This window comes from Pelagicoccus sp. SDUM812002 (assembly GCF_031127835.1).
Classification (GTDB): domain Bacteria; phylum Verrucomicrobiota; class Verrucomicrobiia; order Opitutales; family Opitutaceae; genus Pelagicoccus.
Map to the genome: position 1 here is coordinate 84,818 of NZ_JARXHX010000001.1, position 25,460 is coordinate 110,277.

General features: G+C 53.2%; 20 protein-coding genes, 1 tRNA gene and 1 pseudogene. 16 read left to right on the forward strand and 6 right to left on the reverse strand.

Annotation, left to right across the window (positions count from 1 at the left end):
- Positions 1-178: 178 nt before the first annotated feature.
- The 9 genes and pseudogenes from QEH53_RS00360 (at position 179) to QEH53_RS00400 (ending at position 5,888) form a co-directional block, all read left to right on the forward strand.
- Entirely contained in the window at positions 179-1,033 is an 855-nt protein-coding gene (locus QEH53_RS00360) for a YciI family protein (protein WP_309021126.1), read from the forward strand.
- 72 nt (positions 1,034-1,105) lie between these two features.
- Positions 1,106-1,486 carry a YciI family protein gene (locus QEH53_RS00365; protein ID WP_309021127.1) on the forward strand — a complete coding sequence of 127 codons (381 nt, stop codon included), beginning with the start codon at positions 1,106-1,108 and terminating at the stop codon, positions 1,484-1,486.
- 30 nt (positions 1,487-1,516) lie between these two features.
- On the forward strand, positions 1,517-1,894 hold the full coding sequence (locus tag QEH53_RS00370) for a DUF1428 domain-containing protein (RefSeq protein WP_309021128.1): 378 nt from the start codon (positions 1,517-1,519) through the stop codon (positions 1,892-1,894).
- Between the two features lie 36 nt (positions 1,895-1,930).
- The gene (locus QEH53_RS00375; protein WP_309021129.1) at positions 1,931-2,341 is read left to right on the forward strand and encodes a DoxX family protein; all 411 of its coding nucleotides are present in this window, start codon (positions 1,931-1,933) and stop codon (positions 2,339-2,341) included.
- Positions 2,331-2,801 (forward strand): VOC family protein, encoded by a 471-nt coding sequence (locus QEH53_RS00380; RefSeq protein ID WP_309021130.1) that lies wholly within the window; start codon positions 2,331-2,333, stop codon positions 2,799-2,801. The genes QEH53_RS00375 and QEH53_RS00380 overlap by 11 nt, the downstream gene beginning before the upstream one ends.
- Positions 2,802-2,816: 15 nt before the next feature.
- Complete coding sequence (locus tag QEH53_RS00385) at positions 2,817-3,176, forward strand: YciI family protein (RefSeq protein WP_309021131.1); 360 nt, start codon at positions 2,817-2,819, stop codon at positions 3,174-3,176.
- 161 nt (positions 3,177-3,337) lie between these two features.
- Positions 3,338-4,018, forward strand: coding sequence for a hypothetical protein (locus QEH53_RS00390; protein WP_309021132.1), 681 nt, complete (start codon positions 3,338-3,340; stop codon positions 4,016-4,018).
- Positions 4,019-4,247: 229 nt separating this feature from the next.
- A pseudogene (locus QEH53_RS00395) lies at positions 4,248-5,039 on the forward strand (Na/Pi cotransporter family protein).
- Positions 5,040-5,888, forward strand: a complete 849-nt coding sequence (locus QEH53_RS00400) for a hypothetical protein (RefSeq protein WP_309021133.1) — start codon at positions 5,040-5,042, stop codon at positions 5,886-5,888.
- Positions 5,889-5,905: 17 nt separating this feature from the next.
- On the opposite strand, the gene QEH53_RS00405 is transcribed toward QEH53_RS00400, so the two are convergent.
- On the reverse strand, positions 5,906-6,919 hold the full coding sequence (locus QEH53_RS00405; RefSeq protein ID WP_309021134.1) for a zinc-binding alcohol dehydrogenase family protein: 1,014 nt from the start codon (positions 6,917-6,919) through the stop codon (positions 5,906-5,908).
- A gap of 173 nt (positions 6,920-7,092) precedes the next feature.
- A tRNA-Ser gene (locus QEH53_RS00410) sits at positions 7,093-7,183 on the reverse strand.
- Positions 7,184-7,331: 148 nt separating this feature from the next.
- Between QEH53_RS00410 and QEH53_RS00415 the strand changes: the two genes are divergently transcribed.
- A complete protein-coding gene (locus QEH53_RS00415; protein WP_309021135.1) occupies positions 7,332-8,114 on the forward strand; it encodes an MBL fold metallo-hydrolase in 783 nt (260 codons plus the stop codon).
- Here the strand turns inward: QEH53_RS00415 and QEH53_RS00420 are convergent.
- The gene (locus QEH53_RS00420; protein WP_309021136.1) at positions 8,087-9,142 is read right to left on the reverse strand and encodes a LacI family DNA-binding transcriptional regulator; all 1,056 of its coding nucleotides are present in this window, start codon (positions 9,140-9,142) and stop codon (positions 8,087-8,089) included. The two genes, QEH53_RS00415 and QEH53_RS00420, sit on opposite strands and share 28 nt — an antisense overlap.
- A 208-nt stretch (positions 9,143-9,350) precedes the next feature.
- On the opposite strand from QEH53_RS00420, the gene QEH53_RS00425 reads away from it, so the two are divergent.
- The 4 genes from QEH53_RS00425 to QEH53_RS00440 all read left to right on the forward strand — a co-directional run bounded on the left by QEH53_RS00425 (position 9,351) and on the right by QEH53_RS00440 (position 16,687).
- Positions 9,351-10,538, forward strand: a complete 1,188-nt coding sequence (locus tag QEH53_RS00425) for a Gfo/Idh/MocA family oxidoreductase (RefSeq protein ID WP_309021137.1) — start codon at positions 9,351-9,353, stop codon at positions 10,536-10,538.
- A 125-nt stretch (positions 10,539-10,663) separates the two neighbouring features.
- Positions 10,664-13,363, forward strand: a complete 2,700-nt coding sequence (locus QEH53_RS00430) for a hypothetical protein (protein ID WP_309021138.1) — start codon at positions 10,664-10,666, stop codon at positions 13,361-13,363.
- A gap of 10 nt (positions 13,364-13,373) precedes the next feature.
- Positions 13,374-15,785, forward strand: coding sequence for a sodium/solute symporter (locus QEH53_RS00435; RefSeq protein WP_309021139.1), 2,412 nt, complete (start codon positions 13,374-13,376; stop codon positions 15,783-15,785).
- A 20-nt stretch (positions 15,786-15,805) separates the two neighbouring features.
- Complete coding sequence (locus tag QEH53_RS00440) at positions 15,806-16,687, forward strand: glycoside hydrolase family 43 protein (protein WP_309021140.1); 882 nt, start codon at positions 15,806-15,808, stop codon at positions 16,685-16,687.
- Here the strand turns inward: QEH53_RS00440 and QEH53_RS00445 are convergent.
- The 3 genes from QEH53_RS00445 to gnpA all read right to left on the reverse strand — a co-directional run bounded on the left by QEH53_RS00445 (position 16,680) and on the right by gnpA (position 20,729).
- On the reverse strand, positions 16,680-17,762 hold the full coding sequence (locus tag QEH53_RS00445) for a PKD domain-containing protein (RefSeq protein ID WP_309021141.1): 1,083 nt from the start codon (positions 17,760-17,762) through the stop codon (positions 16,680-16,682). The two genes, QEH53_RS00440 and QEH53_RS00445, sit on opposite strands and share 8 nt — an antisense overlap.
- A 19-nt stretch (positions 17,763-17,781) precedes the next feature.
- Positions 17,782-18,414, reverse strand: coding sequence for a DUF6250 domain-containing protein (locus QEH53_RS00450; RefSeq protein WP_309021142.1), 633 nt, complete (start codon positions 18,412-18,414; stop codon positions 17,782-17,784).
- Positions 18,415-18,542: 128 nt separating this feature from the next.
- Entirely contained in the window at positions 18,543-20,729 is a 2,187-nt protein-coding gene (gnpA, locus tag QEH53_RS00455; RefSeq protein ID WP_309021143.1) for a 1,3-beta-galactosyl-N-acetylhexosamine phosphorylase, read from the reverse strand.
- 222 nt (positions 20,730-20,951) lie between these two features.
- On the opposite strand from gnpA, the gene QEH53_RS00460 reads away from it, so the two are divergent.
- Positions 20,952-23,483, forward strand: coding sequence for a glycosyl hydrolase (locus tag QEH53_RS00460; protein WP_309021144.1), 2,532 nt, complete (start codon positions 20,952-20,954; stop codon positions 23,481-23,483).
- A gap of 16 nt (positions 23,484-23,499) precedes the next feature.
- Positions 23,500-25,449: a rhamnogalacturonan lyase gene (locus tag QEH53_RS00465; RefSeq protein WP_309021145.1), complete on the forward strand. Its 1,950-nt coding sequence runs from the start codon at positions 23,500-23,502 to the stop codon at positions 25,447-25,449.
- Positions 25,450-25,460: the final 11 nt, after the last annotated feature.

Here is a 25,460-nt window from a genome sequence, read left to right on the forward strand (position 1 = left end):
CTGCAAGATGCCGGGTACTCCCGCATTTGCCCAACAAAGCACCCCTGCTTTCGCTACGCTATGCTAAAAAAGTTTTTCCACCTGTCGAAAACCGCCGCCTGCATTCGACTAGTGAATGAACAATCGAATACGCAGGGTGAAACACCCAAGCGAGCACAACAGATAGAGGAACTAGATTATGAGAGTCATGGTAATGGTTAAGGCCACCAAAAGTTCGGAAACCGGCGAATTGCCGAAGACAGAGCTGATGGCAGAAATGGGGAGATTCAACGAAGAGCTCGTCGAAGCGGGCATCATGCGCTCGGGCGACGGCCTCAAGCCGAGCTCCCAAGGCGTTCGCGTACGATTCAGCGGCAAAGACCGCAGTGTCACAGACGGGCCTTTCGCTGAGACGAAAGAGCTGATTGCTGGCTATTGGGTATGGGAAGTCGACTCGATGCAGCACGCCATCGATTGGGTAAAACGTTGTCCGAACCCGATGCTTGAGGATTCCGATATCGAAATCCGACCCTTCTACGAAATGAGCGACTTCGCCGAGCTAGACCCCTCCGGCGACCTAAGCGAAAACGAGGACGTTCTGCGCGACGCCATTTCGATGCAGTCGGCTGATGTTCGACCCTACCTCTTTTTCGGCGGTCGCTGCGAGGAAGCCCTCGAATTCTACAAAAAAGCGCTCAACGCAAAAGTAGGCATGGTCATGCGGCATTCCGAAAGTCCTGAACCCGCTCCCGAAGGCATGCTTCCTGAAGGCTTCGAAAACAAGATCATGCACGCGGAATTCACAGTGGGCAAAATCACTCTGATGGCCTCCGACGGCTGCGGCGAATCCGTCGACGCTGGCAGTTTTCGCTTGGCTCTCACCGTGCCCACCGAATCCGACGCTCAACGCGTCTTCGCCTCTCTTGCCGATGGGGGCGAAAGCGTGATGCCGCTCGAAAAAACATTTTGGTCGCCATGCTTCGGTATGGTCACGGACAAATTCAGTGTCGGTTGGATGGTGATGGTACCCGACCACAAAAACCCAGATCACTAATAACAGATAGGCCCATGTTTCAAAACTTGAAATGCTGGGATCGAGCAACAACGAAAAACTCGTATATATAAAATGAAATACATGCTATTAATCTACGGATCCGAGGATACTTGGACTGAACAAGAACGCGAAGACTGCATGTTAGAGTCTATGGCGATCTCCGACGAGTTGGAATCTCAAGGTAAATGGATCGCTTCTTCTCCTCTTTTCCCGGTATCCAGCGCCACCAGCCTACGCGTTCGCAACGGAAAGCGACAGATTACCGATGGGCCTTTTGCCGAAACTGTTGAGCAGCTTGGTGGATACTATATTATCGATGTAGTCGATCTCGACGAAGCGCTCTCCATCGCCGAACGCCTTCCTCCTTCTAAGAAAGGCACGGTCGAAATTCGCCCACTTTTCCCACTACCAGCGAGGCGAGCAAGCAACATTACTGCCGAGGAAACCCGCTAAACTAAAACAATCTAAGAAGGAGAATATGTTATGTCAGGATATACAGATGGATTTGTAATACCGATACCCAAAGGAAAAATCGAGGAGTACCGTAAAATGGCCGAAGCCGCAAACGAGGTTTGGCTGGAGCATGGAGTCCTAGACTACAAGGAGTGCATAGGCGAAGACCTAGCAGCCAATAAAGACTGCGGCTCGTTCCCAGACTCTCTTGGCATAAAGGAAGACGAAGTCGTCATTTTCGCTTGGATAAGCTACAAGTCCCGTGAACATCGCGACGAGGTAAACGCCAAAGTTATGAAAGATCCGCGAATCGCCGGTATGTGTGAAAGCGGTGAAATGCCTTTCGACCCAACACGCATGCTATATGGAGGTTTCGAGGTGTTCGTGTCTAAAGATCCCGTCCAATAAGCAGGGTTATATTTTCTATTTCATACAAACGAAAACATGAAAAGTTCTAAGAAAAAGATCATCGGCTGGACCCTCAGCGCCCTGATCGCAGCCTTCCTTACCTTCGCTAGCGCGAGCGGAAAATTCACCGAGTGGGAGGGAAAAGAGGAGTTGTTCGCCGAAATGGGTTGGTCGACCGAAATCATGTTCAAAATCGGTTTTGTCGAGGTCCTTGTCGCCTTGCTTTTCCTCGTTCCAAAGATCGCTATCTATGGTGCGATCCTGCTCACCGCTTACCTTGGCGGTGCCACAGCTACGCACATTCGTATGGGCGAAGCCTTCTACATGCCTATTGTTATAGGCATTCTCGTCTGGATCGCGTTAGCCTTCAGAGATCCCTCAGTATTCAAGGCTCTACTGTCGAAACGACCCGAATCCTCGACTACATCATTATCAAATGAAACTTGAAACAAAAGTAACCCCGTGGCTCGGGTTTAACAACAAGGCCGAGGAAGCTGCCCGCTTCTATACATCCATCATCCCTCACTCGAGCATCCACAGCATCACCAAAAAACCCGGAACCAGCGATGCATTGGTAGTCAAATTCGAACTCGGAGGTCTTCCCGTATACGCCCTCAACTCCGGGCAAGACTGGAAATTCTCGACTGCATTCTCCTTCTCCGTTGGCTGTGACGATCAAGAGGAACTCGATCACCTCTGGGCAGCCCTCTCGGAAGGTGGTCAAGAATTTGAATGCGGTTGGGTAACCGACAAATTCGGTCTTTCCTGGCAAATTGTTCCTGCCCGATTGTCAACCTATCTCGATCCCTCCACCCCAGAGCGAGCAACCCGCGTGCTGCATGCGGTTTGGGGGATGGTAAAGCTCGACATAGCCTCCCTCGAGGCTGCGTATTCAGAAAACGAATAACCTCTATTCATTGTTATGAAATACCTTGTACTACTTTACGCCGAAGAAGGGACTTGGCCTCCTGAGGAGCACAAAGTTGCGCTGGAAAAATCGATACAGATCTGCCACGAGCTAAATGCTAAAAAGCAATATTGCGGAGCATCGCCCCTTCAGCCGCCAGAAACCGCAGTCTCCGTGCGCGTTCGCGACGGGAAACGTTCCGTTTCGGACGGTCCGTACGCTGAAACAAAGGAACACCTCGGCGGCTATTTTCTGATCGATGTTCCCTCTATAGAGGATGCCATCGAAATCGCCGCTAGAATTCCCGGATCACACCGTGGCACTGCCGAGATCCGACCCGTCCTTGAGGTCACAGGATTACCGGAGGCGGATTGAACCTCCATATTCACTTCCAATATTAGCCTCCAAGAGGTTCAGGATACGACATCGCGAAATTGTCATTTTCGATCATTTGTAAAACTGGGTGGCGGGATCCTAGAGAATGCAGCGCATGTACTGAGTAGTATATGACTAAAGCTTACAACCCCATCCCTAACATGATCAGAATACTCCCGGTCTACGCGCTAGCCTTCGCTCTTCTGCTGACAGGTTGCGAATCGACTCAGCTAACAATCTCGCCGGTTCCGACCCAAAATTCCGGCGAATCCTCCGACGCGTTTGCATTGGAAAAGACTCATCGAGTCTCGGTCGAGCTGCTGACTCCGACCTTCTCGAGGAAATATGACGAATTGCCGACGTTCGTCGTCGTTATCGACAACCAAGGTGAGGAATCGATCTTGTTCGGTACCAACAACGTGAAACTGAGGTCTGGAAGCCAGCAAGTACCTGGCTATACTTTCGACGAGTATGTTAAGCTCGTTTACGAATCCGCGCACCGTGAAGCCGACGAGTACGGAGCGCGGCAGGCGGAGGTCACCCTTGGCTCTCAGAATGGCCATCGAAATGAAATGATTAACGACAACAGCCAGGCCGTCGCTAAGATCAGTGCCGCCAAGAGGACCAATGACGCCGCAGCGAAACAAGAGGCTGCCAACCGTATCGGCGACGGAGCGGTGGAAATGATTAACTTCCACCAAATCAATCCGGGCAAGAGTTTGGAGGGATTGGTAAAGTTCCACGGAGAGAAAATACAAGCCGACGAGCCGTTAACACTCATCGTCACCATCGCAGGCGAAGTTTACGAATTCGAGTTCCTAGTTTCGTCGAAAGAGACCTAACCAATGCCGAACAATTGGAGCGGGCATCGGCCTTTTTCACCGCGCCCTAACCCAAATTCATAAGATCCTCGTCCGCACTGGTGGGGATCTTTCGTTTCCAGCAGCGCAGCTCGTAGAAATCGGCTGTTTGCCGCATCGCAACACGCGCTCTCTGATCGCGCCTTTACTCTGGTGGTTTCAATGCATAACCAGCTTCACAGCTCACGTCTCAGCAGCTACGCTTCCGCCCATGAGTACCCCGTTTTTCACCTCCATCACGCTTTCTCTGCTCGGCGGGCTCGCGATCTTCATCCTAGGCATGGGCCACATGACCCAGGCTCTCACCAATATCGCCGGAGCTCGCATGAAGGAATTGCTGGCATCTTTCACACGCAACCGATTCGCCGCCGCGGCAACCGGAGCAGCCATCACCGCTTCCGTCCAATCTTCTTCTGTCACGACCGTTTTACTAGTCGGCTTCTCCTCAGCCGGACTCATCAGCGTGGCACAGAGTGTGGGCGTCATCCTCGGAGCGAATCTCGGTTCGACCGTCACCGCCCAAATCATCGCTTTCAAGATTTCCGAGGCGGGGGCCATTCTCATGGCAGTCGGCCTCGCCATCTCTTTTGTGCGCAAACGCGAGCGTCTAGCCCAGTTCGGCACTCTATTGCTTGGACTCGGCGCCATATTCTTCGGCATGCAGCTAATGGGTGACGCAACCCGCCCCCTCCGCGGCTACGAGCCTTTCCTCGAAGCAATGCAAACTATCGAAAGCCCCCTCTAGGGCGTTGCTATCGGACTCGTATTCACAGCAGTAGTACAGAGTTCTGCTGCGACCATCGGTCTCGCAATTATCTTTGCCAACCAACAACTCATCTCCCTTGAGGCCGCGATCGCCATCGCGTTCGGAGCAAATATCGGCACTTGCATTACCGCTACATTCGCGGCGCTCGGACGCCCAGCTGCCGCTTGGCGAATCGTGTTCATCCACGTGATCTTCAATCTTCTCGGCGTAGCTGTCTGGTTCGGGCTCATTCCTTAGTTGGCCGAACTGAGCCGTCTCGTAGGAGAGCGCTTTTTCAACGATGCGACACTCGGTCGCCAGGTCGCAGTTGCTCATACTCTCTTCAACCTCATCAACCTGCTGCTTTTCATCGCCTTCACGGTTCCCTTAGCACGCCTCGCTTCCCTAGTCGCTCCGGACCGACCTAAGAAAACCACTGTCGCGGGCAAGCCACTCTACCTAGATCCGATCTACTTGGAAACGCCTAATATGGCCATCGACCGTGCCCATCTCGAATGCTGTCGTCTCGCGACTCTCGCTGTATCCATGGCGGAAGACATTCCCCACGCAGCAATCGAGGGCGAACTTAGAGACTTGCGAAAGTTGGACACTCGCGACGACGAACTCGACGATTTGCAAACTGCCATCCTTAACTATCTATCATGTATCCAAGCCGCCAAACTCGCCCAGAAGGATCAGCACGCTATCAACCAGATCATAGCCCTGGTCAATAGCTGGGAGAATATCGGGGACCTACTCGATTCGCACGTCCTTCCTCTCGGTCACGACAGGCTTGAGACCGGCCACGCAATCAGTGACAAGACTAAGAAGACTCTCTTCGATCTCCACCAGGCCCTACTTCAAGACCTAAGGCTTGCGCTGCTCGTGACCACCAAAAGCGACCCTCAGGACATGCAAAGCCTGCTGCGAAGCAAAGCGACCTTTCGCAAGCTAGCGGACGATGCGGAGAGCGATCTCCGCAGCAGCCTCGTCGGTCGCGACCCCGAACGCATGGAGCTCTTTCGGCTCGAGTCTGATCTCATCTCGAATTTCAAGCACATCCACCATCACTGTCGTCGCCCAGCCAAGCTTTTGGCAGAAGGCTGACGGTATTACTGGAGCACCTATTCGCTCCAGCCCACGATCACGATCTTACCGATCGAACGTCCGGACTCGAGCTGCCCGTGGGCGGCGAGCACGTTACCCACATTGATGGGTGACAGTTTCGTCTTCGCAGTGCTGCGGAGCTTTCCTTCATCTATGAGGGAGGCAACCCTTTCGAGAATCCGATGCTGCTCTTCGATGTCTGTCGTTTCGAATACAGCCCGGGTAAACATTAGCTCCCAGCAAATGCGAGCGCTCTTGAGCTTGAAAGGGCCACCGATGTCCAAGCTTCCGCTCGGTTCCACAATCAAAACAACCCCACCCTGCGGCGCAATCAGCTGACCCATCGCATCCCAATAGGCGTCGGTGTTGTTGAAGTTAGCGATGAAGTCGACCGTCTTAAAACCTATATTCTCCATTTGTGGCGGTAACTCCTCGCCGTGGTTAACCACGAAGTCCGCCCCGAGATCGAGACACCACTGCTTGCTCTCTTCGCGAGAAGCCGTCGCGATCACGGTCAGGCCCGCCAACTTCGCAAGTTGAATACCGATCGAACCGACACCTCCAGCGCCTCCAATGATCAACAGTGACTTTCCCACGTTGCCACCATCGGGATCGATGCCCAAGCGATCGAAAAGGGACTCCCATGCAGTCAAAGCAGTCAAAGGGATGGCTGCGGCTGACGCAGAATCCAGCGAGCTGGGTCGAACCGCTGCGATACGCTCGTCGACCAAATGGAACTGCGAGTTCGTACCTGGACGGGCTACGCTGCCAGCGTAGTAAACCTTGTCGCCGACTTTGAGCATCTCCGTCGCATCGCCCGCTGCTACCACCGTGCCAGCCGCATCGAATCCAAGGACCTTCGGTTCTGTTCCCTCCCCAGGGCGAACCTTCGTATCCACAGGATTGAGACCGATCGCTTCGATCTCCACGAGGATGTCGCGACCGGTTGGCTCTGGTTTGGGCAAGTCAACTTCGCGAGCGACGTCGGTATTTTCGAGGGAGAGTCCGGGTTGAAACTGGATCGCTTTCATCGCCCAGAGAACGCATCTAAGTCGCAATCGCCTGCGCCTGAATCGATTCAATCGGAAACGAGCACGACAGCTTCAAGCGATCCCATTCCGCGTCCACTCCATCCGTTTAAATCGCATTGCTAGCAATCACAAAAAAACGCCGTCCGGTAGGACGACGCTTTCTCGAAAATAAGTGGCGGAGAGAGGGGGATTCGAACCCCCGGTACGGTTTACCCGTACGACGATTTAGCAAACCGTTGCCTTAAGCCACTCAGCCATCTCTCCGCTAAGGTCTTGGAACAGTGCTAATTCAGTTTTGGAGATCAAGCCCTAAAACCGCTTTATCGCTAAGAAAATCACCTTCCTCTTAAAGCTTTGCCCTGCAGGGCTTTTTGCTTGGATTTTAATCTGAATCGGATGGGAATTTCCTCCGATGATTTGGAGTTTCATGGGTACAGGTACGTCGCAGGGTGTGCCGATGATCGGCTGCGACTGCGCCGTTTGCCACTCTGCCGATCCCAAGAACGTTCGCTACCGAACGCACGCCCACCTAGAAATGGGCGGGCTTAACATCCAAATCGACGCCGCGCCAGAGTTTCGCTTGCGCGCCTTGGAACTCGGCATCCCTAAAGTAGACCTCGTTCTACTCACTCACGGACACGCAGACCACATCCAAGGATTCGATGACCTCCGCCAATACTGCGACCAGCGCGAGGGCGAAGCTATACCGGTCTACTCGAACAGTGACGGGCTCAACCGGCTGAGAGAGGTCTATCCATACGCAATCCGCGACAAGGCTGCTTTCAGGAGCTATCCCGCCTTTCGCGCTCTCGGAATGCCCAAGGTCCTCGACTTGGGAATCGCAGGTCGCGTGTACTCCACAGATCAAGAACACGGACGCTTCCAGACCTTGGGCTTCGTTTTCGAAGAAGCGGAATCAGGCAAGCGGCTCGCGTATTTCACAGATTGCAGCAGCGTCAGTCCAGAGGCAGAAAGCCTCGCCAAGGGCGCAGACGTGGTGGTGCTCGATGCGTTGCGCCCCATGGCCCACCCTTCACACATGACGATCGACGAAGCGGTCGAGGCTGCACAGAGAATTGGCGGAGGCCAAACCTACCTAGTCCACATGACCCACCATATTGATCATGAAAAAGTGGATACGGAATTGCCCGATGGAATAAATCTGAGCTACGACAAGCTCGTTTTAGAAATCTGAAGATCGGATTCAGCAACGTTTCTCGTCGTGGGGCCATCGATCCAGATAGCAGGTATCGTAGTCGTCGACGCTGTGTCTGGTATGCCGTAAGCATTGCGATGCAATTGGCCGACCAGCAATTCGATTCCGCGCCGGCCGATGAGGTTCGGTCGCAAGTCGAGCCCGCTGCACGGAACTTCGCTCATCAATACATTCAAACAACAAAAACCGTGCGTTTCCGGAACATTCGCTCCCATGTCCTCCATCCATTCTAACACGTCGGGACGGTGACTTAATACCACATCTGGCCCGTTTTCTTCAAACCATGACTTGAAAGACTTCTCGTTTACGTCTTCCAAAACCAGCGGCTCGAGCGCCTCGAACGTTTCTGACCTCGTATTTTGGATACGATAGGCCGCTTCCCAACGGTAGAGCAATCTCTGGTCGTGAGCCCTATGGAGGACCAATCCCGGACGTTGGTAACCGAGCTCCTCCAATTTCCTCATCGCCACTACCATGGAACGGAAGTGGTCGGAACACACCGAGTCCAAAGCAGGCTGCTCGATGATATAGTCGGTATAGATTCCCGCATAGAGGTCCCAATCCAAATTGCGGATATCTGGAGTGGTCGCCGCTGGCAGCACCAGCAGGCCACGAATACCGCGCGATTTCAAAATAGTATTGAGCCGTGCCACCGTTAAACCTTCAGCTCCCAGAGCAAATATCTCCGTCTTGAAGCCTAGCTCCTGACCCATTTTTTCGGCTCCCGAATAAACCTCGCGGTGGTAGCGCCGAGCCGCAGAGACGCGCTGGTCTGAGCTTTCGAGGTCCACTACCGCCAACACTCCCCGGAATGAGCCAGCACCCGAACGCCTCATCTCCGACATCAACGCACCAGCAAGCGGGTTGTGCCTGTAACCCGCCTCCTTGGCTGCCTTGAGCACGCGATCGCGAGTCTCCTTTTTCACGCGCGGCTTGTTACGCAAGGCATCGGAAACGGTGGTATGTGAGAGGCCGAGGGCTTTCGCGAGTTCTCTGACTGAATTCATGGGGCGTTGGGGTTAGCTAGAGTCCCAGGGAAATGTCTGATAGCAGCCCCCTGTCTTTCTGACTGTCAGAAGTCTCGCGGTTCGCTCGCACTTACAAGTACAAATTAATCTTCTCTCAGCATTTTTTTTTGAGTTACCCGTGCTGTCTCATTCCCTTTTTACTGTCTGGTGTGCGGCATCAATACCCTAAAGATTTTCCTAACCCTCAATGATTCAATCAGCAGGAACCCCTCCCCGAATCGCGCTTATCGGCGTTTCTGGATACGCCGAAGTCTACATCGACTGGCTGCTGGAAGCACACGCCGAAAGCCTTATCGATCTGGTCGCTGCCACTATTCTTCCGAGCGAACGAAACGTAGCACCAGCTCTCGCCTTAAAAGAAATCGCATCGAAGATATACGACAGCTATGAAGATATGTTCGCTGCGGAAGCGGGCAACTTGGACATTTGCTTCATACCCACTGGCATTCAGTGGCACGCTCCTATGGCGATCGCTGCCCTGAAAGCTGGCTCGAACGTCTTGGTCGAAAAGCCCTTGGCCGGCTCGATCTCTGACGTCGACAGCGTACGTGCCGCGGAGAAACAGTACGATAAGTGGATAGCCGTCGGTTTCCAGGACATGTACACGTCTGAGATACTGCAATTAAAGGAGAGCCTATTGAGTGGAATCATCGGCGAGGTACAGTCCGTTTCCATGCTCGGAGCTTGGCCGAGACCCGTTTCCTACTACGAACGAAATCAATGGGCCGGCAAACTAGCGGTGAATGGCAACGCCGTTATGGACTCTCCGCTCAACAACGCATTCGCCCATTTCGTAAATCTTTCTCTCTTCCTCGCTGGCGATAACCTGCACGCCTCCGTCAAGGCTGAGGTCGACCAGGCCGAACTATACCACGCTCACGATATCGAAAGTTTCGATACAGCTGTGGTGCAAGCGACCGCGGAGAATTCGGTTTCACTGTGGTTCGGAGTCACGCATGCATGCTCGGAGACCATCGAGCCGCGTATACGAATCGTGGGCGAAAAAGGGTCAATCATCTGGGAGCACGAAAAGGACTGTACGATCTTCACGGAAAGCCAACTCCCTGTCACTATCCCCGTCCCACGCTACAGCCATACCCGCAAGAAAATGTTCGAGAGCGTGATCGATCGCCTAACCCAAGCGAGCGCCCCGATTTGCGATACCTTAATCGCCAAATCCCACACTTACTTGATCGAAGGAGTTCATAAGAACGCCGCCATATATGCTGTCCATCCCGACCTGATCGAACCATGCGAGGGCGATTCTGAAAACCAGTCAATCCCTGCCATCAAAGAGATCACTCGATTGCTCGAGCAAGCCTTCGATACCAATGGTCCTCTGGGAGATTTGACCGTCAGCGCTTTACGAGCATAGTAGGATAGCGAAGACCCTACATTGCTTGCATCTCCCTAACGCTCCCAAGCGATCCAGATCGCTTCTCCTCTAACCTTCGAGGCGAGCGTTTAACTTTACCCGAAAACACCCCACTTCCTACATCGATGAACCGACGTGACTTCCTAGTAAAAAGCGCCTTTGCCGCGGCAATTCCGATCGCCGTATCCGCTACCCAACTACAATCATCAACACGCACTCCTGCCAAGAAAGCTCCGACAGGGGCACGGTCCATCAGCTGGCTAGACGGAGATGCGCCGAGAGTTCAAAGCGGCTCCATGTGGGGACTGCCTTGGCCCCAAGGCGAGCTCTTCAAAAACGAACCAGTAAAACTCGAAAACGATTCCGGTAAATCGATCCCCGTCCAGACTTGGGCAACTGCTTTCTGGCCAGACGGATCAGTCAAATGGACGGCTCATGCCATCCCCGCTCACGTCGCGGCTACTCAAACTCTCTTCATTTCGAAGGGCGCACCAGCAACACCCGAGTCTCCCGTACAAATAACCGATCGCGGTGCCTACATCGTCGCCGACACTGGAGTCATCCGCTGCATCGTCCCGGTCTCCGGCGACCATGTATTCACCTCCATAGAGCGCAACGGAATCGCGATCGCGGAAAACGCGCGCCTGATCGGCTACCGACAAGACAGCGTAGACGAAAGCTTTGAAACTACTCCAGTACGGGAGCCCTTTCAGGGCATCACCGAATCGGTCACAGTCGAGCAGACCGGCCCCGTGCGGGCAGTGCTCCACATAAAGGGAAAGCACAGGACTGCCAGCGGGCGAGAATGGCTGCCCTATTCGATGCGTATTTCCTTCTTCGCAGGCGGAGAATCCGCCCAAATCTCTCACAGTTTCATCTACGACGGAGACGAATCGAAAGACTTCATCAAAGGTCTCGGACTGCGTTTTGACGTGCCTATGCGTGACGAGATGCATAACCGCCATGTACGTTTCGCAGGCCAAGACTCGGGACTTTGGGCAGAGTCAGTGCGTGGCCTCACCGGGCTTCGGAGAAATCCAGGTGAGGAAGTCAAGAAGGCTCAGATCGATGGTCGGCCGACGCCGCCAATATCAGAATGGTCGCCACGCGTAAGCGATCGTATCCGCTTTATCCCTACATGGGGAGATTTCACTCTCAGCCAACCATCCGCTAACGGTTTCACGGTACGGAAACGTACCAAGGTCGGACACGGATGGATCGATGCAGACCAGGGGGGTCGCGCAGCCGGCACAGCCTATGTGGGGGGCACGTCGGGGGGGGTGCTTTTCGGCATGCGGGACTTCTGGAAGCTTCACCCTACGCAGCTTGATATCCGCAATGCGAATACCGAGCTTGCACAAGCCACCATCTGGATCTGGTCTCCCGAATCACCCGCCATGGACATTCGCTTCTACCATGACGGTCTCGGCATGGACACTTACGAGGAGCAGTACGATGGCGGCTTGGAAATCACCTATGAAGACTACGAACCGGGTTTCGGGACTCCACACGGAGTCGCACGTACCAGCGATTTCAGCATCTTCGCCCTCGGAACCACACCTAGCCGCGAGGACACCGTTTCACTAGCCCATTCGGTCAGCGAGCCTCCGCTCCTCACCGCAACCCCCAATGACTTTTTGGATTCTGGAGTATTCGGGAGCCTTTGGAGCCTACCCGACCGTTCATCCAGAAGTAAGGCTGAAATCGAAGATCGTCTCGATTGGTCAGTACAGTACTACCAATCGCAAGTAGACCAACGTCATTGGTATGGGTTCTGGAACTACGGTGACGTGATGCATACTTACGACTCCGATCGGCAAATGTGGCGCTACGATATCGGAGGTTACGCATGGGATAATTCAGAGCTATCACCGGATCTATGGCTTTGGTACTCTTTTCTTCGAACTGGCCGCCGTGACGAGTTTCGACTCGCCGAAGCGATGACGCGGCACAACCGTGACGTAGATATCTACCACCTTGGCCAATGGGCCGGACTTGGCACTCGCCACAATGTTCAGCACTGGGGTTGCAGCGCGAAGCAACTGCGCATCAGTACTTCAGCGTATCGACGTTTCCACTACTTCCTTACCGGAGACGAACGCACAGGCGACGTGCTCAATGAGGTGACCGAAGCGGACACGCAATTGGCAAACCTTGTCCCAACCCGTAAATTGAAGGGACGAAGCGCTACGCCTACCGCTACACGCATTGGGGTCGGTACCGACTTTGGTTCGGCCGCTGCGAACTGGCTAACCGCCTGGGAACGCACCGGCGATCCGAAATACAAAGCCTGGCTTGAGGATGCAATGAAGACGATCGGAGCGCAAGAACTTGGTTTCTTCGCCGGTGACTTTGGATACGATCCTGTCACAAAAAAGCTGCTACCTCCGGAAGATCCTAGGGCTAGCGTATCTCACCTCAGTGCTGTCTTCGGACTCGTCGAAATCTGTGCGGAATTAATCGAACTCATCGACGTGCCAGCATTCAAGAACGCGTGGATACAATACTGTACGCTCTACAATGCATCCGAGGAGGAGCAAGCAGCTCAGTTAGGTCACTCCCTCAGGGGAGGCAGCCTCGAGCAAGCTCACTCGAGACTCACCGCGTATGCCGCCAACTCCACCGGAAACTCTAAGCTAGCCAAGAGAGCATGGGAAGAGTTCGAGAAGGAATGGGGTGGCAAAAAGACAATCGGGAGCGAACGTATCGAAGGTCCAACTACCTTGAATCCTGTCGACGTTGCAGAATGGGTTTCGACCAACGACTCCTCGCAATGGGGGCTCGCTGCGATACAAAACCTGGCCCTCGTACCTGACGCTCTCTAGCTTTAAAAAGATGCCCCGATTTCGCTCCCAAATCTTCTCGTTCCTCGCATTCGCAACGCTGCTCCTTGGGATATCCCGAGGAGAAGAGGCTTTGTTTCAGGAGCTCCTCGTCGAACCGGTTGAAGGCTTCACTGCCGATGTATCCAAAGCACACATCGCAAAACTGGGTGAGACTCCTATAGCAGTCTCGTTCTCTGATGGATCGATTTCGGCTTATTCCCAAGACAACAATAATTGGACAACCGCGACATCCCTCGAAGGCAACCTTGAGGGAGCCGCTTTCGCTGCTACGGAAAACGCTCTTTATGTGATTGGAGGGACTGGATCTCGCTCGGTCACAGTTTCAAAACTAGAAAGAATCGGGATGGGCGACATCCTCACTAGGGCGCTTCCTCCTTTGCCTGAATCACTTCCAAACCTTACCGCGATCTTCACGGGTGGGAAGCTATACGTGGCCGGGGGAGCAACCGATCAGCCTACACAATTTTTAGCATTGGATATCGGGATTGAATCTACTGCTTGGCAACGATTGCCCGATCTTCCAGCTCCTGGCCGGAGTGGTGGAAAACTTGTGAAAGCCATCGAGAGTATTTATTACATTGGGGGCTATGATTCGATGGGTGAACGCCTCCCTATCGCCTACTACCACCCACTCTACGGTTGGCGCGAAAAGGGAACTCCTCCTGCTTGGTCAAACAATGTCTCACTCGCCTCGATTGGAGACTCTCACTCCGTGATTCTCCTCAATAACGAATCGACTGCAGCTGAAATCTATTTGTATCACGCTATTGGAGACAGCTGGGTCAAGGTTAACGAGCTGCAAGGTTTCGACCAAGCACCTGTCCAGTTGGTCGGCGCCAACAACGACATGATGGCGATCTCCGAGAATTCTGCGGTTAAGCTTTCATTTGAGGCTCCTGAAACCAACTACGGCTGGTGGGACCACCTCGCAGTCGCAGGCTATTTCGCCATCATGATCTATGTTGGCTTCTACTTCACCAAAGCGAGCAAGACTTCCAATAGCTTCTTTCGCGGCAGCAACAATATCCCATGGTGGGCCACCGGGATGAGCCTCTTCGCAACGGGAGCTAGTGCCCTGAGCCTGCTAGCGATGCCTGGCAAGTCTTACTCTACGAATTGGACTTTCTTCGGCATCAGTGTCTTTTCGGTGATTTGCCTTCCACTTTCGATGTACCTGCTCGCCCCACTGGTTCGGAAGCTCAACTTCGCAACCGCCTTCGAGTATCTAGAACACCGTTTCGGGATAACCGTGCGGATGTTTGGAAGCGCTATTTTCGTGATGCAGCAAATCCTCGGTCGCATGGGTCCTGTCATGCTTTTGCCGGCTATCGCCATGAACGCCATCACCGGTATCGATGTGAAAACATGCATCATCGCCATGGGTGTCGTCACTACTCTCTACACCTTCCTTGGTGGATTGGCGGCTGTGATCTGGACCGACACCATCCAAGGATTCGTGATGATCGCCGCAGTGCTTGGCTGTCTGATCCTCGTTTACATCAAGATAGATATGCCAGCAAACGAGATGCTTTCCATCCTCGATGCAGACGATAAGCTTCACACCTTCAATTGGAGCACTAATTTCACACAGGATAACGTCATGACGATGTTCTTCGGAATATTAGCCATAACCCTGTTCGGCATCAGTGACCAAAACTACGTGCAACGCGTACAATGTACGCCAACCCTGCGTGATGCAAAAAAGGCAATCGCTACCCAAATGGCGGTCGCTGTACCCATAAACCTACTACTCTTCGGTCTTGGAACTGCGCTCTTCCTCTTTTACCGAACTCATCCCGCCGACTTGAATCCGGAAATGAAGACCGACGGCATCTTTCCCTTCTTCGCAGCTCAACAGCTCCCTCCCGGCGTCTCAGGGCTCGTGGTAGCTGCCCTGCTCGCGGCAACGATGTCCACTATTTCCAGCGCTATTTGCAGCGTTTCGAATCTTGGGGTGGACGACTTCTACCGTCGCTTCCGCAATGGAACCACTGACCGTGAAGCTGTAATCATGGGACGAATACTCACAGTGGTCGTCGGAGGACTCGGCATCGCAGCGGCCCTTTTCTTGGCAGACTTCAAAACGCCTTCCATCTGGGACCTCGCAAACCGTTTGATCAGCTTTATTACATCCGCGACCCTCGGCATATTCGCCCTTGGACTCTTCAGTAAGAAGGCCAATGAGATCGGTGTTATCGCAGGTATCATCGCAGGTATCGCTTCTACCTATTACCTCAAGACGTATACACCACTGAGCTACTGGTTCTACCCGTTTACTGGTTCAGGAGTGACCTACGTCGTGGGAGTTGCCGTTAGTCTAGCGTTCGGTGGCAACCGGAAAGGTATCGATGGCTTAACGGTCTACACCTTGAATTCGCGACGCGGTGGACTGGACGACTAACCTTCTAATCAAAAGCGGCCGTGTCCAAGTCAGTATATCTCTTTGCTTATTTCGTAGGCAACGGCCTCGAGGGCTTGCGGCTCGCAAAGAGTAGCGACGGTCGCTCCTGGACCGACATCGCGGATCATTTCTTCATCGCTCCCAGAGGCGGACTGATGCGCGATCCTTTCATCCTTCAAGGACCGGATAAAACCTTTCACCTAATCTGGACTACGGAGTGGGAGTCGCGAGACATTGGATACGCTTGCTCAAAGGATCTCGTAAACTGGAGCGAGCAAAAGAGGCTACCCGTTATGGAACCCATACCCGGCACCCGGAATTGTTGGGCTCCAGAGATGATCTATGACCACGAAAACGAAACCTTCTTAATCTATTGGGCTTCAACGGTGCCTGGACAGTTTCCCGATGACGAAAATACTTCAGAGAGCGGCTATAATCATCGCATTTGGTCCTGCACGACATCAGACTTTAAAAGCCTCAGCTCACCGCAGGTATTCTTTGACCTAGGATTTAATGTGATCGATGTCACTCTGACCCGCGACCAATTCGGAGAGTTTCGACTCATAGGCAAGGACGAGCGCCTCAATCCTGAAAAGAAGAACCTGTTCGTTTGCGAAGCATCGACACCATACGGTCCTTTTTCAAATCCAGGCGAAGCGTTCACCGACTCTTGGGTAGAGGGTCCCACAACACTAAAAATCGACAACTGGACCTATGTTTATTACGATGTGTATCGTGAAAAACGATACGAAGCAAAGCGTACTCAAGACTTTAAGTCATGGGAGGATATTTCCCACGAAGTCAGCTTTCCGCATGGAGCACGGCACGGGAGCATCATCTCCCTTTCCGCTGAAGAGTTTGGCGCAATAGAGAGCAAACTTCGTGCTTCGAGCGCTACTTGAAGCTCACGTCCCACACGCGGCTAAACTTGGACGTCCTTCCGCCTTCGTCAGTAACTGTCAAGGTTACTACGTAGTGCCCTGGTTCAGCGTATTTGTGGATAGGATCCGCGTCCTCGGACGACTCACCGTCGCCGAAATGCCAGCTCCAAGCGACGACCTCTCCAAGTGACTCATCAAAGAATGCGACGTTGTATTCGTCTCGGTTCACTATGCGACAGCTCCACCCCGCCTTGAAATCGGGCATTTGATCAGGTTCGCGCGGCATGAGTCGAAAAGCCACCAGCTCCTCAGCTTTTCCGTACATGGTATGGCTCCGTGACAAGTTCCAAAATCCGTTGTTCCTTGTACTGTCGACGTCGTCGTAATCGATAATCGCCCAAGCGAGCCCTATTGTCCTTCCCTCGGTCAATTGGCTTTCCACAGATTTACTGGGACCTTCGAAGTGCGCGAAATCGAAGGGCGTTATCCAAAATTCCAATACCAGTTTTCCGCTCTCTCCGGGTTTGAAATCGTAGTTGTAAGCGTAGTTCGCATACGGAAGTTCTTTCAACCACTGAGCGGGTCCCCAGAGCATGCACCAATCCTTGTCCTGCGCCGGAGTGAATATGTGGTAGTTTTGCGCATGGGCTCCATGCATGGATAACCAAGCTTCGACTTCACCGAACCTATCAGCATTGGCACGGAAACGATCGATCAACGGACCACCTGACAAATCGGCATCAATGACCACCTCGAAGGTATCATTCTTCAATCCAGGCAACTCGAAATCCCAATAATCGTCATAGGCCTCGTAGAGAAAGTACAAGCGATTCAAACCTTTCACCCATGCCACCTTGACTTTAACATCAAGGCTTTCAGGCAAAATCCCTTCATGCTTACCAGAGTCTTCCCAGAGCTCATCCGTATCGACAGAATAAGCCTCTGGCACCTCGGACCAATCTGCACCGTCGCCATCTATTTGAGGAATAGCCTCTGGGCCAAACTGATAGACCTTGAACTCGGTGTCCGGCCGTTCCAAAGCGTGCGAAACAAGGCAACCCCAAAAGGCAAGACTGATGAAACCGAAGCGGAGCATAGTAGTGCTACAGTTGAGGTTAGTCAATTCGCTCGATCCGAAGATCGCTGATAGAGAGGTGACTCCAAACGGTGCGGAAGCCAAACCATCCGCGTGTGAGAGGCTCAGGATCTTCGTATTCAAAAACGAGTTCTCCATCCCGAAAGTACTGCGCCTTTCTACCATCAGCGACCAATTCAATGCGGTACGCCTTATCCGATTCGATAAGAAATTCCCCTGCGGACAAGTCGAACCCTGGTAGCAGTGGCTTCTCGCCGCGACCTAAGTATCTGCGAAAGCGAGTCGTCGCGTTGTAATTCCCTCCGTACCCCACGTAATAAAGCTGCAGGTCATCGTATTGGGCGAAAGCTCCTTCACGTCCGTGGCCCTCCGCAAACAAATCGTCCAAATGGTCTAAATCGCTAGCCATCCAGAAGCAGTTTATGTCAGAGATGCGTCCAGTCGAATTAGCCGTAACCGTATAGCTGATACGGACGGGTGCCTGGATGGAATGCTTGTACCAAACTGTACACCCTTTCTTATCTTTTATTTCCAGGACACCGTCTTCGATCTGCACTTCGCCACCTGGCTGCTGCTCGACAACCCAATCATCCATTGATGCTTCAAAAGCAATTTCTCCGTCAGGATTACCGTTGGCTTTAAGAGAGCACATTAATGTGAAAGCGAAATATAGACAGTAGCGGGGTATCATAGACTTGAGACAGTAGCGAGGTCTGCAGCACTAGCAAGGATGGGAAGCTCTTATCGCCAGATAATGCACTTGGTAAACGAGCACTAGCATCAGCTTAAATCGATGACTTTTGACTCGTTCGCCATGAGCGAAACCGCGTGGTCTCCGTTCGGACTGTGTACGACAGTCTCCTGAGAGGTATTCGAATTGTTGATTACAACGAGTTTGGAAGACTGCGGATAGTAGGCGCACTCCGTATGGAAATTGCTACATTGCCAGTGTTTCAGCAGGGACTCCTTCCCGACAGACCAGAGAATGGCCCTCAGTAGGAGACGAACGTTTGCCGCGTCATATTGGTAGCCCGCCAGGTAGACGCATCGCCCTTTTTCAAAGGTCTTAACTGCGAGTGTTGGAGAACCCGAAACTGAGGCCAGCACTTCAGTATTCGTATCGAATAGATAAATACCATCCACCGACTTTCCGAGATCCAAGTCGCCGTGTATGTCCTCGAGGATAAAGTGTTTGGAATTATCCTCGAATGCGAAACGGTTAAAAGCGCGCGTGCGCCCTAGCTCCCGGTCCACTCCAAGCGCATGGGAGAGTTGAAAGTATTGGGAACTGTGGCGTTGCGCCGTCGGCTCACCCACACCGATCAATCCGCCTCCGCTGGCAACGAAGTCAGAAAGCGCTTCCACGATGCGCGGATCCGACCAGTACTTTCCGCCTGACCAGGCATCATCTACGAGACCGGCATTGATTACGACGTCTATAGAAGAATCGATGCTTCCCTTATTAATTATGTCGTCGAAAGAAACAAACACTGTTTCGACGGACAATCCGGACATCGACTCCATAACTTCGTTGTAGTAGTTTCCTTTATTGAAATGTCCGCAACACGCCCAAGCTCGGGTGTTTCCCCAACCGGTCAGGAGCGCAACCTTGACCGGCAACATTTCGGACGGACCTTCGAGATGCAGGTTTCTCAATTCCCGGAATTCACTTCCTAGCGTTTCGATGTAATCGACAAAATCCGGGTGGTTTTCCACGAGATGCAGGTAGCCACCGAATCCGATACGGTCGACACCCTTCCTCAGCAAAGCTCTGCGAATATCGGTCCAGTAGCGCTTGCATTCGTCTGTCGGCTTTCCACCGGGCAAAAACGAGGGCTCTCCATTGACTCCGGTTGGGAAAAGGTAGGGGTGCATTCGTATCTCCCGTACGGATACAGCAGGACACTCGGCCACCTTACGCGCTTCGAATCCATTGAAGATGCCATCGATAATACCATCAAATCCAAATTCCTTGAACCGTTCGTTATACGGTTCGATGCCGATCCAATGATCGTTATAGAATACGAAGGCCAGTTTGCCGGCAGCATGGATCATCTCGATACACTCTTTGCCGAACTCCACGACGAAAGTGTTCACAAAGTCCATCCAGTCGCGGTAGAGCTCACTCGGAACCTTGTATGAGTTATTATAGAGCCCTCCGTTCACAAAGTCCTCACTCTTGGGTCTGTACCCTTTTTCTTCTTCGAACTGGAGTATCGCCCCAGTCGAAACAGAAAATTCGTACGAACCCCAGTCGTTGACGATGAACTTTTGCTTATCTGGATCACCCCAGAACCACCAAAAATTGTAGAACATGGAGGTCAAACGAACCACCTTGGTATGAGGATGTTCCTCCAGCCAGCGAGTAAGATAGCTGCGGATTTGGTCGCGAGCTTCCGGATAAATCGGGTCGATCGGCATCAGGTGCTCCTTGTCTCCCCAATCGTTCGTTACGTGGTTGTACATGGAAATCTCCTCCCAGATACGGTAGCAGAAGAAGTTCACCGTGTAGCGGTGCCACTTCACGGTCTCACGTATTGTGACTGAACCATTCTCGTGATCGAAACTCCAATCAGCCACGTCAACCTCTTCACCCGTAGTGCGGTCGAAGACCTGCCACCACTCTTTAGGATCGTCGTCGGAGTTTATCACCAGCTGTTCCTTGAAATAGCCGTCGAGCAAATCGACAGTTACGGATCCTGTGGCTGCCGTTACGGGGCGACTCATCACGCAGCACTGCTGGAGCTTGGAGCGGTTGGCCTTGGCCCACTCGTTGTCCGCCCGCACGAGGCAAAGCGTAGAATAGATATCGTAGTCGGACTCGATAATTTCGTCCGAAAGTTGCGTGCCGTCTGAATCACGGATCACGTCCGCCCCCCATTTTTTCGCAAGTTCAAGAGTGAGGGTTTCGTAGCCCGCTTCTCCGGGGAGGGTGAATCCGCCAGTATTCAGTGATCGATTGTCCATGTTCTGCTTAGGGTGAGAGGGTAAAGGTATTGCAGCTGTATCCCTGCGACGGGTCATTCCTCGACACGGGCGCTACAGTAGAATTAGCGCCCGCCGGAGGCTTGGGATACAGTCGTGCCTTTGTTGACAGTCAGATTCCATGCGAATCGCTTGCTCCATTTCGTCTCCTAATCTCACTTCTTTTCGCAATTACTAAATTGCTCCACTTCCAACGACGCCCCTATGGAATTCTGCCCCCGCCTCCCAGCGACTCTCTTTCAACGCTTGTTACCGTCAATAATCATCGTGTGCGCCGCTACCTTTGCGGCTTGGGGACAATCTGCGGACTGGCCAGAACCCACCTCCACCAACAAACCGTGGACGCGCTGGTGGTGGCACGGCTCTGCGGTAACCAAAGAGGGAATCAGCCGCGAGCTGGAAGAGTTTCGCAGCGTCGGCATCGGCGGTGTCGAAATAACTCCCATCTACGGCGTGCAAGGTTTAGAACACCTGGAAAAGGAATTCCTGAGCGATGAATGGCTGGAGCTCATAGAGCACGCTTGCCTGGAAGCTCAACGCCTTGGCTTGCTGGTCGACATCGTTCCTGGAACGGGATGGCGTCTCGGACACGAGTTCGTTCCCGAATCGGAGCGCGCCGTCGAGCTCAAGCTTCACAAGGAGATCAACGGCGAGCAGATCCATTATGAGATCGAACCCGAACTCAGTGGCGAGCGCGTTAAACGCCCAGCGCCGGGAGGCTCTGGATACACTATTGACATGCTGGACCGAGAGGCCGTTTCGAACTACCTCGACCGATTTCACGAACGCTTCTTCGAAAAGGTTTCGCCTAATCTTATCAGAGCTGTCTTCCACGATTCATGGGAATACGAGACCGATTGGTCTCACGACTTCGAACGCGAGCTTCAAAGTCGGGGCCGACTCACATCGCCGGATGCGTATTCAATCTTCGATACAGATCGCGCCGACATTCCGCAGGACACGATCGAGCGTTGGCGTTACGACTATCGCAAAACACTTGAGGAACTCCTGCTGGAAAACTTCAGCGACACTTGGGCTCAGAAAACGCACGCTTACCACCTCTTTACCCGCAACCAAGCCCATGGATCCATAGCCAACTTGCTCGACGTTTACGCCAAATCTGACATCCCGGAGACCGAGATCTTCGGCGACAGCCAGGACTTTCTCATGCACAAGTTTTCCTCGTCTGCGGCACATGTCACCGGTAAGAAACTTGTATCCGCTGAAAGCTACACGTGGCTATCGGAGCATTGGACTAGCGACTTGGCGAAGATCAAACGCGCCACCGACTACCTCTTCCTTTGCGGCGTGAATCATCTTTTTTATCACGGGACAGCCTACTCCCCTGCGGACGCCGCTTGGCCAGGCTGGGTATTCTACGCGTCAACGCAGCTCAACAACCGCAATCCGCTCTGGCATCACATCCCTGCCCTCAATACTTACATAGCCCGAGTACAAACAGTCCTGCAAGAAGGCCAGCCTCACGCCGACCTCTTTCTCTACTCACCTATCGCGGACCCATACTCCGAAATCGGAGGAACTAAACTTCGCCAAAATATCGATGGCAGGGATTGGTTCAAGGGAACCGGTTTAGAACACACCTCCAAGCAGCTCTGGGAGGCCGGAGTCCATTTCGACTTCATCTCCGACCGGCAAATCGAGCAACGCGTGCTGAGTTCCGCCTCCACTCCTACTATTGTGCTTCCGTCGCTCAAACGGATTCCGCTTCGCACGGTCAAAGCTCTCGACCAACTTGCCCGCCAAGGCATCAAAGTCATTTCTCTGGTGGACCCGAAAGAATGGATAGTACCGGGCTACCACGCACACGAGAAACGCCAGGCGGAGCTCGACGCATTTGTCACCCAAGCTGTTGAGTCAAATCGTATTCACTATGGAACCACGGAAGACATTTTGAATCTCGTTCCCGACACATGGCAGGAACTTTCTACCTTCCGTACCATTCGCCGTATCCAAGACGATGGCACACACAGCTACTTCATCGTCAATCGAAGCGACGAAAGGGAAAGCGTAAATATTCCTTTGCCGACTAAAAGTTCCGTCTGCCGCCGGCTCGATCCTTGGACAGGCCAGATCGGTATCTCACCCTTAAACGACGGAATCCTCACCCTCTCCCTCGAGCCCTACCAATCGACGATAATTCAAACGGTCAACGAACGTGCCGAGGATCGGGCGACTTTCGCAACGAATACGGCTGGAGGTACCACCATCGCACTCCTAGACGACTGGACCCTGAGCTTTAGGGACGGAGGCCCCACCCTGCCCGAAAGCCGTCTTCTTGAATCGCTTTCACCCATTACGAAACTGGGAGAAGTGGAAATGGAAAATTTCGCCGGTTTGCTCGCTTACGAAAATCGCTTTCGCCTTAGTTCGAAACAGTCCAAATTGCCCTTACGAATCGATCTGGGAGAGCTGAGCAGCAGCGGACAACTCTTTGTAAACGGAGATCTAGTCGGAACGAGTATTCTGAAACCACATACACTCGAAATCCCTGCCGATACCCTCCGAACAGGCGACAACCTGCTTCGCGTCGAAATTGCCACTCTTGCCACCAATCGAATTCGCCATCTAGACCGAACCAAGACCCCTTGGCGAATTTTTAAAGACATCAACTTGGTGAATATCGACTACCGAGCCTTCGACGCCTCTGACTGGGAAGTTGCACCCTACGGTTTGTTAGGTCCGGTCCAAATTACGGAAACATCAGCAAGGCAATAATCTACTCAGAATTCCTATGTTAAGTCGTACACATTTCCTGCTACCCTTTCTTCTGCTCGCCGCATCCCTTGCCAACGCGGCTCCAAAAATGGAGAAGCTCGATCGAGGACTCGCCGCCGTGCAGACAAGTGACGGCAAGGTATTCCTCAGTTGGCGGCTTCTCGGCACCGAGCCCTCCCACACCGCATTCAATGTCTACCGTAACACTGTAACTTCAGAGCAACCTACCGACTGGGGCGCTTACGCGGCTCGCCGCGGCCAAAGCAGCGGCTTAGAGAAACTAAACGAAAAGCCGCTCACCGGACCAACCCACTTCATCGATGACAATCCTAATTTGCATCTAAAAACTGAATACACAGTTCGAGCTATCGTCGACGAAGAGGAATCGGGTCCCAGCAAGCCCTTCACATTCGCTCCAGGATCGCAGCCTCAAGCATACTTCAGCATTCCATTACAAACTCCAGACGGCTACCACGCCAACGACGCATCCATAGGGGACCTCGATGGCGATGGAGATCTCGAAATCATCATCAAACAAGAAGGCCGGGCTCAGGACAACTCGCGCAAAGGCGTGACTGACCCCGTATTCCTACAGGCTTACAACCTTGAGGGCGAACTACTCTGGCAAATCGACCTCGGCATAAATATCCGGGCAGGTGCCCATTATTCCCAATTCATGGTCTACGACCTAGACGGTGACGGCAAGGCTGAGCTAGCCTGCAAAACCGGAGACGGAACTCGTGACGGGCTCGGAGACGCAATCGGTGACCCAGAAGCGGACCACCGCAACAAAGATGGATACATAATTGCCGGTCCCGAGTACCTTAGCGTATTCAACGGCGAAACCGGAGCTGTGATCGACACCGTCCCCTACGAGCCATCGCGCCATCCTAGTATTGAAAGCCCGACCGCCAACGAGATGAAGGAAATCTGGGGCGATGGATACGGGAATCGCATGGATCGCTTCCTCGCTGGAATCGCCTACCTCGATGGCCAACACCCCAGCCTGATCATGTGCCGCGGATACTACACTCGGACTGTGGTAGTCGCTTGGGACTTGGAGGGAGGCAAGCTCAGGCGACGTTGGCTCTTCGACAGTGACGCCACGCCCCAAAACCGCCCCTACCGCGGCCAAGGGGATCACAGCCTATCGATCGCCGACGTAGATTCAGACGGAAAGCAAGAGGTTATCTATGGCTCGATGGTGCTGGACGATGACGGCACGGGACTTTACTCGACAGGTTGGGGCCACGGGGACGCGTTGCACGTGAGCGACTTGGTGCCGAGTAATCCCGGCTTGGAAGTATTCAACATCCAGGAACGATTCGACGACCAAGGAATGAACATGCGAGACGCAGCGACGGGCGAGGCGATCTTCACTGTGCCTTCTGTCAAAGCCGCAAACTCTGGAGGCGATAAAGGCGAAGGTCCTGGGCGAGGAAACTCCGTAAATATCGACCCAAACCACCCAGGTGCCGAGAGCTGGGCTGCAGGCACTGGCATGACGAAAGTCTTCAACGCGGAAGGCGAATGGATCTACGATAAGCCGCATGGCATGCCGACGAACTTCGCAATCTGGTGGGATGGAGACTTGCAGCGCGAACTGCTCGACCAGAACTTCATCGTAAAATTCAATCCAGAAACGTCCTCTCTCGATACCTTGCTGATCGCTCACGCCAGCTCTTCCAATAACGGAACGAAAGCAACTCCTGCCCTAAGCGGAGACGTCTGGGGTGATTGGCGCGAAGAGGTGATCTGGAGGACCCGCGACAGCTCAGAGCTACGCATCTACACAACCACGACTCCGACCAAGCATCGCATGCCGACTCTACTGCACGATCCTCAATACCGAGTTGCCCTTGCATGGCAGAACGTGGCCTACAACCAACCGCCCCATCCCAGTTTCTATCTTGGAGACGAAGCCCCATTGCCAACACGTGCTCCAGTCGAAGTCGCGGGCGAATAAAAGGAACTTGC